Genomic DNA, 14570 nt, shown 5'->3' on the forward strand with positions numbered 1-14570 from the left:
CATTGCTGTGCAATCCAGACGGCCCCAGTTGGGACTGTGCGGATTGCTTAATCGCAAGGGCTCCTCGCAACGACGGTCGGGTGGCGTTCGCCGTCACTTCGACGCGACGTTCGTCCCGTCCGTCGGCAGGCTCGCCAGCAGCGCCTGCAAGGTCGTCAGCGTCGAGTGATCCGCAACGCCATCCAGCCGCGCGGGACGGAAGTGACGCTGGAATGCGGTGACGACCTCCATCGTCGAGGCGTCGTATTTGCCCGTGAGCGGCACGCCATAGCCATAGCGGGCGAGCGCCTGCTGCAGGCTCAGCACTGCGTCGCTGATGGTACCGAGCATCAGGGTTTCGCCGCGCACGACCGGCGCCGGCGTCACCCAGTGGCCGACGCCGGAATTGGCGAGCGAATGCCAGGGAAATTTCTCGCCGGGATCTTTCTTGCGCGCGGGCGCGACGTCGGAATGGCCGAGCACGCGCTGCGGCAGGATCTTGCGGCGGAGGATGATGCCGCGGCATAGCGCGATTACCGCCGCGATCTGGCGCAGCGGATATTCCGGATAGCCCCAATCGTGGCCGCGGTTGATGATCTCGATCCCGATCGAGCAGGAATTGATGTCGTCCTCGCCGGCCCAGGACGAGACGCCGGCGTGCCAGGCGCGCCGCGCTTCCGGCACGCATTGCACGATGCGGCCGTCCTCCAGCACGACGTAATGGGCCGAGACTTCGGTACCGGCGGTGCACAATCGGGCCAGCGCGCCCTCGACGTCGGGCATGCCCGTGTAGTGCAGCACGATCATGTCGGGCTGCCGGCCCTTGTTGCGGTCGCCATGATTGGGGGAGGGGATGACGTCCGAGACGATCGACGAATCCGGGTCGAACGTCCGCATGGTCGCCGCCGCTTTGGGAACCGGCAGGGCGCGCTGACGCTTCGAATCAGTACCAGACGGCGTGGACGGACCGGACGACATGAACAACCCAGAATCGGACGAGGAGTGGGCCAAGCCCTTCTCTTTACTATTCCTTTACCCTCCGGTCAGCGCAACCGCGCGGTTCGGGTAACGCTGCAATTTGGGCTTAGTGTGTGGATGAGGCATCACCTCCCCAGGACCTTTTCGAGATGTAACGAGCCGATCAACGCTTTCTTAACGCTAAGCGCCGTTACTGAGAGGTGAAGAGCCGACCCGCGTCCGGAGGCGGCCAAAAAAGCGTTTTTGGCTCGAAATCCCATGGCTGCCCGACATATTCCACTGGGAACACCGGGGTTGCCGCCCGGGACGACCGGGCGCGGCCGGCATGCTGGCAAGTATGCTGAAGAGGGGCTTTGTCGTGGAACCACCGCGACGCGGAATTATTCGAGACGTGATGGGCTGCTTCGCCCCCGATTTGACGTGCCAGCTTTCCTGCGCACCCGGCAGGCGCGAGGCATGAGCGACGCGCCGCACATTCCCGTGCTCGGCCGCGAGGCGATCGCGCATCTCGCGCCCCGCGAGGGTGGCGTCTATATCGATGCCACTTTCGGCGCCGGCGGCTACAGCCGCGCCATCCTCGATATATCAGGAACACGCGTGATCGCGATCGACCGCGACCGCACAGCGATCGCGGGCGGCGCCGAGCTGGTCGCGGGCGCCGCGGGCCGGCTGACGCTGGTCGAGGACCGCTTTTCGAATCTCGCCGAGGTCTGCGCTTCGCAAGGTGTCGATACGGTCGACGGCGTCGTGATGGACGTCGGGGTGTCGTCGATGCAGCTCGACCAGGCCGGTCGCGGCTTCTCCTTCCGCCTCGATGGTCCGCTCGACATGCGGATGGGGCAGACGGGACCGACCGCAGCCGATGTCGTCGCCCGCGCCTCGGAAAGCGATCTTGCCGACATCATCTATCTGTTCGGCGAGGAGCGGCAGTCGCGGCGCATCGCCCGCGCCATCGTCGCCGACCGGCAGGAGACGCCGTTCACCACCACGCGCGCGCTGGCCGACCTGGTCGGCCGGGTGGTGCGGTCGAAGCCGGGCGACATTCATCCGGCAACACGGACGTTCCAGGCCCTTCGCATCTTCGTCAACGAAGAGCTCGAAGAGCTCCAGAGCGCGCTGGCTGCTGCCGAGCGCGTGCTCAAGCCCGGCGGGCGTCTCGTGGTGGTCTCGTTCCACTCGCTGGAAGACCGCATCGTCAAGAATTTCCTCACCGAGCGGTCCAGGACCGGCGGCGGCTCGCGACATCTGCCGGAGGTGGCGCAAACAGCGCCGAGCTTCCAGCTTCTGACGCGCAGACCCGTGATCGCCGGCGAAGAGGAGGTCGCGCACAATCCGCGCGCCCGGTCCGCGAAGCTCCGCGCCGCCGAGCGCACCTCGGCGCCGGCTCATGCCGATGACGAGCGCCCGTCCTGGCCAAAACTCTCCGACGTGATGAGGGGCGGCTAGCACAATGCGCTTCATCCACCTTCTCGTCATCGGCGCACTGATCTTCGCGGCCGCCTATGTCTACCGGATCAAGATGGATTCCACCGCCCGCGTCGAAAGGGTGCTGCGGCTGCACGCCGAGATCCGCGAGCAGCGCGATGCGATCGCACAGCTGCGCTCCGAATGGGCCAAGCTCGATGCACCCCTGCGTCTGCAGGGCCTCGTCGAGCGACATCTGGCGCTCAAGCCCATCAACGGCACGCAATACGATTCCCTGAAGAACCTGCCGGACCGCCCGCCGCGGATGTTCAGGCCAGGCGAACCTGATCCGATCGGGTCCATGATCAGCACCATCGAAGCCGCGAGCGATCCGGACAGCGTCACCGGCTCCGTGCCTCAGCCCGAGGACAAGCAATGAGCGCCGTTCCGGCCAAATCCACCGTGCGGCCACCTGAACCCTGGCGGCAGCGGCTGATCCGCAGCCTGCTCTACGGGCGTAATGTCGATCGCGCCGCGAAGGCGCGCGCGCGCGTTGGCCTCGCGATGCTGGCCTTTGCCACCGTCTACGCCCTGATTGGCGGCCGGCTCGTGATGTTCGCGATCGGCGCCGATGCGCATAGTGCGCGGCGCGCCGCCTCGCAGGAAGTGGTGGCGACCGCACGGCCTGACATCGTCGACCGCAACGGCGCGATCCTCGCGACCGACGTCAAGGCGTCCAGCCTGTTCGGCGAGCCGCGCCGCATCATCGACAAGGATGAGGCGATCGAGCTTCTGACCGCGACGGTGCCCGATCTCGACGAGGCCGAGGTGCGCGAGCGCCTGAGGACGCGCAAGGGGTTCGTCTGGCTCAAGCGCGAGATCACGGCGAAGCAGCAGCAGGACATCCACAAGCTCGGTATCCCCGGCATCGGCTTCCTGCGGGAGAACAAGCGCGTCTATCCGACCGGCAACGAGGTCGCCCACCTCATCGGTCTGGTCAACATCGACAACCAGGGCATTGCCGGCATGGAGAAGTGGCTCGACAACCAGGGCCTCGCCGATCTCCACCGCGCCGGCTTTGCCATTGACCGGTTGCAGAAGCCGATCGAGCTGTCGGTCGATCTGCGCGTCGAGCACGCGCTGCGCGACGAGTTGCTCAAGGCCAAGGAGAAATTCCACGCCAAGGCGGCCTCCGGCCTCGTCACCAACGTCAACACCGGCGAGATCGTGGCCATGGTCTCGGTTCCGGATTTCGACCCGAACAATCCGAAGGAAGCCCACGATCCCGACCGCATCAACCGCCTGACGACAGGCGTCTACGAGATGGGCTCGACCTTCAAGGCCTTCACGCTCGCGATGGCGCTCGATACCGGCAAGTACGGCCTCGATTCGCTGTGGGATGCGCGCGGGCCGCTGCACTACGGCAAGTTCGCGATTCATGACGATGAGCCGAAGGGCCGCTTCCTGAACATGAAGGAAGTGTTCACCTTCTCCTCCAACGTCGGCGCGGCGCGGATCGCTCTGTCGCAGGGCGTCGAGGCGCACAAGGCATTCCTGCGCAAGATGGGCCAGCTCGAGCGGCTCCGCACCGAGCTTCCGGAAAGCGCCTCGCCGATCGTGCCGCGGCATTGGGGCGATCTCAACACCATCACCATCGCATTCGGTCACGGCATTGCGGTCGCGCCGCTGCAGGCGGTGATGGGCGTCAGCGCGCTCGCCAATGGCGGCCTTCTGATTCCGCCGACTTTCCTGAAGCGCTCCGAGGAGGAGGCGCGGGCGATCGCAAAGCGCGTGATCAAGCCCGAGACCTCCGACAAGATGCGCTTCCTGATGCGACTGAACGCCGAGATCGGTACCGCCAAGAAAGCCAACGTCCCCGGCTATTATATTGGCGGCAAGACCGGCACCGCCGAAAAGGTCATTAACGGCCGCTATGCCAAGAAGAAGGTGCTGACGGCGTTCACCGCGATCATGCCGGCGGACAAGCCGAAATACCAGCTCCTGATCATGCTGGACGAGCCGCAGCCGCTGAAGGAAACCTACGGCTTCATCACCTCGGGCTGGAACGCCGTGCCCACGGCCGGCAATGTCATTGCCCGCATCGGACCGCTTTTGGGCATTGAACCGCGCTTCGATCTGCCGCCTGCGGACCGCCTTATTCTTGCGGCATCCAGGACAACCCAGTAATCAATTGGGTAGGCCGTAGCCGCTGTTGAGTCGGGGATTTTCCGTTGGGATTCGGCTTTTTCGGCACGGCGACTGGAAGACCATGAAGCTGCGTGACCTCCTTGGCAATGATGCCGCAATCGAGCCCGCTGCCGCGGCGCTCGAGGTCACAGGCGTTGCGCTCGACAGCCGCGTGGTCAAGCCGGGCGATCTCTTCTTTGCGCTCGCCGGCAGCAAGACGGACGGTGCGCGGTTCATCGATGCGGCCATTGCGGCCGGCGCGGTCGCAGTGGCGGGCGATCACGCGCCTGATGGCTGCAAGGTGCCCTTTATCGCTGTCGCCAACCCGCGCCGCGCGCTGGCGCTGGCTGCCGCAAGTTTTTTCCGGGCGCAGCCTGCGACCATTGCCGCGGTGACCGGAACCAGCGGCAAGACCTCGGTCGCCGCGTTCACGCGCCAGATCTGGGAGCGGCTGGGGCATGCCTCGGCCAGCATCGGCACCATCGGCCTCGTCTCGCCGAAACGCACCGTCTATGGCTCGCTGACCACGCCGGATCCGATCGCGCTGCATCGGCAGCTCGACGAGATCGCGCGCGAAGGCGTGACGCATCTCGCGTTCGAGGCGTCGTCGCACGGGCTCGATCAATATCGCCTCGATGGCGTGCGTATCTCCGCCGGCGGCTTCACCAATCTCTCGCGCGACCACATGGATTACCATCCGACCGTCGGGCATTATCTCGCAGCAAAGCTCAGGCTGTTCCGCGAGCTTGTTCCGCCTGGCGGCGCGGCCGTCATTTCAGCCGATCATGACTGCTCGGCCGAAGCGATCGACGCCGCGAAGTCTCATGGTTTGCGTGTGATGGCGGTGGGGCGTAACGGCGATGGGGCCGGCGAGGGGATCCGTCTCACCGAGGTCGTGGTCGAAGGCTTTTCACAGAAGCTTGGCCTCGAACACCGCGGCAAGACCTATGCGGTGCGGCTGCCGCTGGTCGGCGAATTCCAGATCGAGAACGCGCTGGTCTCGGCTGGCCTTACCATCGGCACCGGCAGCGATGCCGCAGGCGTGTTCGCGCATCTCGAACATCTCGAAGGCGCCAAGGGCCGGCTGGAGCGCGTCGGCGAGCACAATGGCGCGCCTGTTTTCGTCGACTATGCGCACAAGCCCGACGCACTGGCGAAGGCGTTGCAGGCGCTGCGCCCCTATGCCAGGCGCAGGCTGGTCGTGGTGTTCGGCGCCGGTGGTGATCGCGACGCCGGCAAGCGGCCGATCATGGGCGAGATCGCGGCTCAAAATGCCGATCGCGTCATCATCACCGACGACAACCCGCGCAGCGAGAAGCCGGAGGCCATTCGCGCCGCGATCCTCGCCGCCGCCAAGGGCGCGCGGGAAATCGGCGATCGCGCGGCGGCGATCCGCACCGCGGTCGAGGAGCTCGAGGAGGGCGATGCGCTGCTCGTCGCCGGCAAGGGGCACGAGACCGGGCAGATCGTCGGCGGCGAGGTCCTGCCGTTCAGTGATCACGAGGCGGTTGCTGCCGCATTAGCATCGAGGGGCGCATGAGCGGGCCTTTATGGACGGTCGCCGAGGTAGCGCGTGCGCTGGGCGTGACAGGATCATTCCCGGACACTGAAATCGACTTCGTCACCCAGGACAGCCGCCTGGTGAAGCCGGGCAGCCTGTTCGTCGCGCTATCAGGCACGCCGAGCGGCGGCTTCATCTCGGCCTTCGCCAGCGCGCGCGACGGTTGGGAATTCGCAGACCAGGCGGAGGCGTCAGGCGCGGTCGCGATGATCGTGCCGCACGAGATCGCGGGCATCCGCATTCCGCAGATCGTTGTGAAGGACACGCTGATCGATGGTCTCTGGGGCCTCGCCCGCGCCGCGCGCGCGCGCTTCAAGGGGCCGGTGATCGGCCTGACCGGCAGCGCCGGCAAGACCAGCACCAAGGAGTTCCTCGCGGCCTATCCCCATGCCTATGCGAGCCCTTCGAGTTTCAACAACTTCTGGGGCGTGCCGCTGACGCTGTGCAATGCCCGGCCGGACGCCAGCCTCTGGGTCATCGAGATGGGCATGAACCAGACTGGCGAGATCGCTCGGCTCAGCGAATTGACGCGGCCGACTGTCGCGCTGGTCGTCAACGTCCAGCCGGTACATCTGGAGAAGCTCGGCTCGCTCGATGCCATCAAGCGCGAGAAGGTGTCGATCGCGCACGGACTGCCCGAGCACGGCGTGCTGGTGCTGCCGGCCGGGATCAGGGCGCCCGACTGGAAGGGCAAGGTGGTGCGCTTCGGCGAGAAGGCCGAAGTGCACGAGATCGCCCACGCGCCGCACGGCGAGAGCTGGCAGGTCGTGGCCGGCATCGGCAAGAAGGAGATCGCTTTCAGCCTGACGCCGGGCGCCCCGCACCGCGTGCAGAATGCGCTAGCCGCACTCGCGTCGATCCATGCCGCCCATCTCGATGTGGCGACGCTTGCGATCAAGCTCGAGCGGGTGGGCATCATGACCGGCCGCGGCGTGGAACAGGCGGTCGGTGGCGTCACGGTGATCGACGACAGCTTCAACGGCAATCCGGCGAGTGTTACGGCCGCGCTGCAAAGCCTTCAGGCGCGCAGTACGAGCGGCGGGCGCCGCATTGCGGTGCTCGGCGACATGCTGGAACTTGGCGACGATGCACCTCACTACCACACCGCGCTCGCCGCGCATCTCGACGGCATCGATGGTATCTATTGCGTCGGGCCTCTGATGCGCCACCTTTACGACGTGCTTCCCCCCGGCAAGGGGCTGGGCTGGCACGACGATCCCGCCACGCTGAAGCCGGGCGAGGTCGCAGGCCTGCTGAAGGCAGGCGATGTCGTGGTTGTCAAGGGCAGCAAGAAGATGTTCTGGGTCAACAAGTTTGTGCCGGGCCTGGTGGCCGCCTTGCAGGCAAAGGCGTAAACTGCTTGGAAGGCGCAGTTCCCGAATCCCACCCTTTGCGGCGCGCCGCCGTTCGGTTTCTTGAGGTCGCTCGGCCCCATGATCAAGACCCGCGAATGCGCGTGCGACGATGAGGCCTGAGCAAGCCCGCGTGCGAAAGGCGCCATAGGACCGACTGAATGTTTTACTGGCTGATCGACCTCTCCAACACATTTCCGGGCGTCGGTGCCGTGCGCACCGTTCTAAACGTCTTCCGCTACATCACCTTCCGCACCGGCGGCGCCATCGTCACCGGCGCGCTGTTCGTGTTCCTGTTCGGGCCCTGGATCATCGATCATTTGCGCATCCGCCAGGGCAAGGGCCAGCCGATCCGCACCGATGGTCCGCAATCGCATCTGGCCAAGAAGGGCACGCCCACCATGGGCGGGCTGATGATCCTGTCCGGCCTTACGGTCGGCACCGTGCTGTGGTGCAATCCGCTCAATCCCTATGTCTGGATCGTGCTCGCGGTGACGCTCGGCTTCGGCTTCGTCGGCTTCTATGACGACTACCTCAAGGTCACCAAGCAGACCACGAGCGGGTTCGGCGGCAAGCTGCGCCTGTTGATCGAGGGCATCATCGCGCTGGCCGCCTGCTATGCGCTGGTGCGGCTGAACCGTGATCCCGCATCGACCGCGCTGACGATTCCCTTCCTGAAGGATACCGTGCTGCATTTCGGCTGGTTCTTCGTCGTATTCGGCGCCTTCGTCATCGTCGGCGCCGGCAACGCGGTGAACCTCACCGACGGTCTCGACGGCCTCGCCATCGTGCCCGTGATGATCGCGACCGCGAGCTTTGCGATGATCGCCTACCTCGCCGGCAATGCGGTGTTCGCCGACTATCTCCAGATCAAATATGTCGCCGGTACCGGCGAGCTTGCCGTGCTCTGCGGCGCGCTGCTGGGGGCCGGGCTCGGCTTCCTCTGGTTCAACGCGCCGCCGGCCTCGATCTTCATGGGCGACACCGGCTCGCTGGCGCTCGGCGGCATGCTGGGATCGATCGCGGTCGCGGTGAAGCACGAGATCGTGCTTGCGGTGATCGGCGGCCTGTTCGTGCTGGAGGCGGTCTCGGTGATCGTGCAGGTGGTGTCGTTCAAGCTGACGGGCAAGCGCATCTTCCGCATGGCGCCGATCCATCACCATTTCGAGCAGCTCGGCTGGACGGAGCCGCAGATCGTGATCCGCTTCTGGATCATCTCGGTGATGCTGGCGCTCGCCGGCCTCTCCACGCTGAAGCTGCGGTGACGGTATCACGATGGTTCCGGTCACATCCTTCGCCGGCAAGACGGTCGCGGTGTTCGGCCTCGGTGGCTCGGGGCTCGCCTCCTGCCACGCGCTGAAGGGCGGCGGTGCCGAGGTGATCGCCGCCGACGACAATGCCGACAACGTCGCCAAGGCGGCACAGGCCGGTTTCATCACCGCGGATCTGCGCAACGTCTCCTGGGCGAAATTCGCCGCGCTCGTGCTCGCGCCCGGCGTGCCGCTCACCCATCCGGTGCCGCATTGGAGCGTGCTGAAGGCGCGCGAAGCCGGCGTCGAGGTGATCGGCGATATCGAACTGTTCTGCCGTGAGCGTCGCCGTCACGCGCCGGATGCGCCGTTCGTCGCCATCACCGGCACCAACGGCAAGTCGACCACGACGGCGCTGATCGCGCATCTGACGAAGGTTGCCGGCTATGACACCCAGATGGGCGGCAATATCGGCACCGCGATCCTGTCGCTGGAGCCGCCGCGCAGGGGCCGCGTCCACGTTATCGAGATGTCGTCCTACCAGATCGACCTCACGCCCTCGCTCGACCCGTCCGTCGGCATCCTGCTCAATGTCAGCGAAGACCACATCGATCGTCACGGCACGATCGAGTGCTACGCGGCGGTGAAGGAGCGACTTGTTGCGAACGTGCAAGGCGGGGGCACCTCGATCGTCGGCGTCGATGACGGCTATTGCCGCGACATCGCCGATCGGCTCGATCGCGCCGGCAAGAATGTGGTGCGCATCTCCGTGAAGAATCCACTGGCGAGCGGCATGCATGTCGAGTACGGCACCATCGTGCGTACGTCGGGCGGCGCGCGCAGTGAGATTGCCACGCTCGGCGGCATCGGTTCGCTGCGCGGCCTGCACAACGCGCAGAACGCGGCGTGTGCAGCCGCAGCGGCGCTGGCGATGGGCATCAGCCAGGACGTGTTGCAGAATGGCCTGCGCAGCTTTCCCGGGCTGGCGCACCGCATGGAGCAGGTCGGCCGCCGCGGCCACGTCCTGTTCGTCAACGACTCCAAGGGTACCAACGCGGACGCCACCGCGCATGCGCTGTCGTCCTTCGCCGACATCTTCTGGATCGCCGGCGGCAAGCCGAAGGCGGGCGGCATCACCAGCCTGACCGGCTTCTTCCCGCGCATCCGCAAGGCCTATCTGATCGGCGAGGCCGCGCAAGAATTTTCCGGAACGCTCGGCAGCGAGGTCGCGCACGAGATCAGCCAGACGCTGGATGTCGCCGTTGAGCACGCCTCGCGCGACGCGGAAGCGTCCGGCCTCACGGATGCGGTCGTGCTGCTGTCGCCGGCCTGCGCCTCGTTCGACCAGTACCGCAACTTTGAGATCCGCGGCACCAGGTTCCGCGAGCTGGTGCAGGCGCTGCCGGGTGTGAAGCCGGTAGTGTGAGGATGTCGCGGCGACGCTGGATCGGACTCGTCGTCGCTCTTGCTGTTCCGGTCGGCTTCCTCTGTGTTGTCCTGATTGACAATGTCATGAGCGGGTTCGGCGCATGCCGCGTCGTTCGTCAGCGGGCATTCGCCTCCCCGAGCGGCAATCAATTGGTTGTCGTGGTTTGGAAGACGTGCGGAGCGACGGTGCCCGACAGCACGCAAGCCAGCATCATCGCTCGCGGCCGGACGTTCTCGCCCGAGAGCACGCCGACCTTCGTCAGCGTTCGCGGGCATCTCGAGGTCGTCGTCGCCTGGAGCAGCGATCGGGCGGTGAGGATCGGTTTCATTCCCGAGCCAGGCCAGATCGACAAACGCGATCAGCGCGCGGGGGACGTCGCGATCAACTATGAATAGGGCTCTCGTGTCCCGGACGCGTTGCAGCGCGTAGCGCTGCTCCGCCGAGCCGGAACCCAGAAGCGGTCATGGGCCCGGCTCTGCAGCGCACCACGCCGCGAAGAGGCGGCGCGCTGCGCTGCGTCCGGGGCACGAGACTCTTCAAAACTTGAACGATCCATTAACCCCCCGGTAACCAACCTCGGCGACCAATGGACGGACCTCTGTCCGAAAGCGGCCGCACATGCTCTCCCGTGAAGAACGCACCCCCTTTACCGAGTGGTGGTGGACCGTCGACAAGCCGCTGCTCGGCGCCATCCTGGTGCTGATGCTGACCGGCGTCATCCTGTCGCTGGCGGCGAGCCCGCCGGTCGCGACCCGCATCGGGCTCGATCCGTTCCATTTCTTCAATCGTCACGTGATGTTTCTGGTGCCGTCGTTTCTGGTGCTGATCGGGGTGTCCTTCCTGTCGCCGCGCTCGATCCGGCGAAGTGCGCTGATCATCTTCACGATCAGCATCATCCTCATCGTGGTGACGCTCGCCGTCGGTCCAGAGGTGAAGGGCTCGCGGCGCTGGATCACCCTCATCGGCGTCAACATCCAGGCCTCCGAAATCGCAAAACCGTCCTTCGTCGTCATCGCAGCCTGGCTGTTTGCGGAATCGACCAAGCGGCCCGAGATGCCGGCGACCTCGATGGCGCTGGTGCTGCTCCTGATGCTGGTTTCGCTGCTGGTGATGGAGCCGGACTTCGGCCAGACCATGCTGATCCTGATGGTGTGGGGCTCGCTGTTCTTCATCGCGGGCATGCGCATGATCTGGGTGTTCGGCCTCGCGGGCCTCGGCGCGGCCGGCCTGTTCAGCGCCTATCTGTTCGTTCCGCACGTCGCAGGGCGCATCAAGCGCTTCATGAATCCGGCCTCCGGCGACACGTTCCAGGTCGATACCGCGATGGAGGCCTTCTACAATGGCGGCTGGTTCGGGCTCGGGCCGGGCGAGGGCATCGCCAAGCGCAGCCTGCCGGACAGCCATACTGACTTCGTGTTCGCGGTTGCCGCCGAAGAGTTCGGCATCATCCTGTGCCTTGCCATGCTGGCGCTGTTCGCCTTCGTCGTCATCCGCACGCTGTCGCGCGCCTATGCCAATGAGGACATGTTCTCGCGGTTTGCGGCCTCGGGCCTTGCAATCCTGTTTGGCGTGCAGGCGGCGATCAACATGTCGGTCAACCTCCAGCTCATCCCCGCCAAGGGCATGACGCTGCCGTTCATCTCCTACGGCGGTTCCTCGATCGTGTCGCTGGCTTACGGCGTCGGCATGATGCTGGCCCTGACGCGCCTGCGCCCGCGCACCGAGGTTGAGGCCAGCGGCCACGCCGAGGCGATGCGGAGCTACGCGTAAGCTCGCAATGACGGGAAAGACCTTGTAAAAGGCCTCTCCATGGACACGTCCCCCTTGATTCTTCTCGCCGCGGGCGGCACTGGCGGCCATCTGTTTCCGGCGGAGGCGCTCGGTGTCGAGCTGATCCGGCGCGGCATTCGCGTGCGCCTTGTCACCGATGACCGCGCGTTGCGCTACAGCGGGCTGTTCAGCAAGGACATGATCGACGTCGTCGCCAGTGAGACCGCGCGCGGGCGCAATCCGCTCCAGCTCGCCTATGCCGGCCTGACGCTCGCCACCGGCACGCTGTCCGCTTACCGGCTGATCAAGCGATTGAAGCCCGTGGCCGTCGTCGGATTCGGCGGCTATCCGACATTGCCGCCGCTGGTTGCGGCAAAATTCGCAGGCGTGCCTGGCATCATCCACGATGCTAATGCCGTGCTCGGTCGCGCCAACCGTTTCCTGTCGAGCCGCGTCCAGGCCATCGCAACGTCGCTCCCGGGTGTGCTCGACCGCGATCCCGCGCTGGCAGGCAAGACCACGACGGTCGGCACGCCGATGCGTCCCGCGGTCCTCGCCGCGGCCGCCGTGCCCTATGCCGCACCCGAAGCGAATGGCCCGCTCCGCCTGCTGGTCGTCGGCGGCAGCCAGGGCGCGCGCATCATGGCCGACATCGTGCCCGGCGCGATCGAGCGGCTCGAGCCCGCGCTGTGGGGACGGCTCATCCTCACCCAGCAGGTCCGTGACGAGGACATGACCCGCGTGCGCGCGATCTACGACAAGCTCAAGATCAAGGCTGAGCTGGCGCCATTCTTCACGGATCTGCCGGCGCGGCTTGCGTCCAATCATCTCGTGGTATCGCGCTCCGGCGCCGGCACGGTGGCCGAGCTCGCCGCGATCGGCCGGCCCTCGATCCTGGTGCCGCTGCCCGGCTCGATCGATCAGGACCAATTCGCCAATGCGGGCGTGCTGGCCAAGGTCGACGGCGCCATCCGCATCCCGCAGACCGACTTCACTTCCGACCGGTTGGCATCCGAGATTTCCGCCTTTGCGGCCGAACCGGCGCGGCTTGCTGCAATGGCGGCTGCGGCAAAACGGGCAGGGCGGCTCGACGCCGCCGAGCGGCTCGCCGATCTGGTGGTCAAAGTTGCGGGAATCTGACGCGAAAAAGCCCTTGTCTTCGTCTTCCAAAGCGGGGCATCCAGTAGGAACGGCGCGGCTGATTTGGCCGTGATGTCGGCCAGGTGCCGCCGTGTCAGGCGGCGAGGGAACAAAGCATGAGACTGCCGCGCGAGATCGGACCCATCCACTTCGTCGGGATCGGCGGGATCGGCATGAGCGGCATCGCCGAGGTGCTGGTCAATCTCGGCTATGCCGTGCAGGGCTCGGACGCCGCCGACAATTACAATCTCGATCGACTGCGCAAGAAGGGCGCAAAGGTCTCGGTCGGCCACAAGGCCGAGAATGTCGGCGGCGCCGAGGTCGTGGTCGTGTCGACCGCGATCAAGCGCGACAATCCGGAGCTGATGGCGGCGCGCGAGCGGCGCATTCCCGTGGTGCGCCGCGCCGAGATGCTGGCCGAATTGATGCGGCTGAAGAGCTGCGTCGCGATTGCGGGCACCCATGGCAAGACGACCACGACCACGATGGTCGCCACCCTGCTCGATGCCGGGGGGCTCGATCCGACCGTGATCAACGGCGGCATCATCAACGCCTATGGCTCCAACGCGCGCCTTGGCGCAGGCGACTGGATGGTGGTGGAGGCCGACGAGAGCGACGGCACGTTCCTGAAGCTGCCGACGGACGTGGCTGTTGTCACCAATGTCGACCCCGAGCATCTCGACCATTTCAAGACATTTGACGCCGTGCAGGATGCGTTCCGGCATTTCGTCGAGAACCTGCCGTTCTACGGCTTTGCCGTGATGTGCATCGATCATCCCGTGGTGCAGAGCCTCGTCGGCAAGATCGAGGATCGCCGCATCATCACCTACGGTGAAAATCCTCAGGCTGATGCGCGTCTCCTCGATCTCACCCCCATGGGCGGTGGCTCGAAGTTCAAGGTCGCGTTCCGCGATCGCAAGACCGGCGCCGTGCACGAGATCGCCGATCTCATGCTGCCGATGCCGGGCCGTCACAACGCCTCCAATGCGACGGCCGCGATCGCGGTCGCCCGCCAGCTCGGCGTGTCGGACGAGGCGATCCGCAAGGCGATCGCCGGCTTCGGCGGCGTCAAGCGCCGCTTCACCAAGACCGGCGAGTGGAACGGCGTCACCGTCATCGACGATTACGGCCATCACCCCGTGGAGATCGCGGCGGTGCTGAAGGCGGCGCGGGAATCCACCAACGGCAAGATCGTCGCGGTGGTGCAGCCGCATCGCTTCACCCGCCTGCAATCGTTGTTCGAGGAATTCTGCACCTGCTTCAACGACGCCGATACCGTGGTCGTCGCCGATGTTTATGCCGCCGGCGAGACGCCGATCGACGGCATCGACCGCGATCATTTCGTTGCAGGCCTGCGCGCGCACGGCCATCGGGAGGTGATACCGCTGCTGGCAGCTTCCGAGCTTGCGGGCATCGTCAAGGGATTGGCCAAGTCAGGCGATCTCGTCGTGTGCCTGGGCGCCGGCAACGTCACGCAATGGGCCTATGCGCTGCCCGATCAGTTGAAGGCGCTGGGGTAG

12 protein-coding genes are annotated in these 14570 nt (G+C 65.9%); 11 read left to right on the top strand and 1 reads right to left on the bottom strand.

Annotated features, from left to right (window positions below):
• Positions 1–93: 93 nt before the first annotated feature.
• On the bottom strand, positions 94–876 hold the full coding sequence (locus XH88_RS16265; RefSeq protein ID WP_271669305.1) for an N-acetylmuramoyl-L-alanine amidase: 783 nt from the start codon (positions 874–876) through the stop codon (positions 94–96).
• Between the two features lie 537 nt (positions 877–1413).
• On the opposite strand from XH88_RS16265, the gene rsmH reads away from it, so the two are divergent.
• From rsmH to murC, 11 genes are all read left to right on the top strand, one after another.
• Positions 1414–2403 (top strand): 16S rRNA (cytosine(1402)-N(4))-methyltransferase RsmH, encoded by a 990-nt coding sequence (gene rsmH / locus XH88_RS16270; RefSeq protein ID WP_271669306.1) that lies wholly within the window; start codon positions 1414–1416, stop codon positions 2401–2403.
• A 4-nt stretch (positions 2404–2407) separates the two neighbouring features.
• A complete protein-coding gene (ftsL, locus tag XH88_RS16275) occupies positions 2408–2800 on the top strand; it encodes a cell division protein FtsL (RefSeq protein ID WP_271669307.1) in 393 nt (130 codons plus the stop codon).
• Positions 2797–4548 (top strand): peptidoglycan D,D-transpeptidase FtsI family protein, encoded by a 1752-nt coding sequence (locus XH88_RS16280; protein WP_271669308.1) that lies wholly within the window; start codon positions 2797–2799, stop codon positions 4546–4548. The genes ftsL and XH88_RS16280 overlap by 4 nt, the downstream gene beginning before the upstream one ends.
• A gap of 82 nt (positions 4549–4630) precedes the next feature.
• The gene (locus XH88_RS16285) at positions 4631–6088 is read left to right on the top strand and encodes a UDP-N-acetylmuramoyl-L-alanyl-D-glutamate--2,6-diaminopimelate ligase (protein ID WP_271669309.1); all 1458 of its coding nucleotides are present in this window, start codon (positions 4631–4633) and stop codon (positions 6086–6088) included.
• A complete protein-coding gene (locus XH88_RS16290) occupies positions 6085–7464 on the top strand; it encodes a UDP-N-acetylmuramoyl-tripeptide--D-alanyl-D-alanine ligase (RefSeq protein WP_271669310.1) in 1380 nt (459 codons plus the stop codon). Before XH88_RS16285 ends, XH88_RS16290 begins: the two co-directional genes overlap by 4 nt.
• 158 nt (positions 7465–7622) lie before the next feature.
• Positions 7623–8726, top strand: a complete 1104-nt coding sequence (mraY, locus tag XH88_RS16295; protein ID WP_271669311.1) for a phospho-N-acetylmuramoyl-pentapeptide-transferase — start codon at positions 7623–7625, stop codon at positions 8724–8726.
• Between the two features lie 10 nt (positions 8727–8736).
• Positions 8737–10137: a UDP-N-acetylmuramoyl-L-alanine--D-glutamate ligase gene (gene murD / locus XH88_RS16300; protein ID WP_271669312.1), complete on the top strand. Its 1401-nt coding sequence runs from the start codon at positions 8737–8739 to the stop codon at positions 10135–10137.
• Positions 10138–10325: 188 nt separating this feature from the next.
• Positions 10326–10535, top strand: a complete 210-nt coding sequence (locus XH88_RS16305; protein WP_271669313.1) for a hypothetical protein — start codon at positions 10326–10328, stop codon at positions 10533–10535.
• Positions 10536–10758: 223 nt separating this feature from the next.
• Entirely contained in the window at positions 10759–11910 is a 1152-nt protein-coding gene (gene ftsW / locus XH88_RS16310) for a putative lipid II flippase FtsW (RefSeq protein WP_271669314.1), read from the top strand.
• 39 nt (positions 11911–11949) lie between these two features.
• Entirely contained in the window at positions 11950–13050 is a 1101-nt protein-coding gene (gene murG / locus XH88_RS16315; RefSeq protein WP_271669315.1) for an undecaprenyldiphospho-muramoylpentapeptide beta-N-acetylglucosaminyltransferase, read from the top strand.
• A 116-nt stretch (positions 13051–13166) separates the two neighbouring features.
• Positions 13167–14570, top strand: a complete 1404-nt coding sequence (gene murC / locus XH88_RS16320; protein WP_271669316.1) for a UDP-N-acetylmuramate--L-alanine ligase — start codon at positions 13167–13169, stop codon at positions 14568–14570.

Source organism: Bradyrhizobium sp. CCBAU 51627 (assembly GCF_028128765.1).
GTDB lineage: Bacteria > Pseudomonadota > Alphaproteobacteria > Rhizobiales > Xanthobacteraceae > Bradyrhizobium.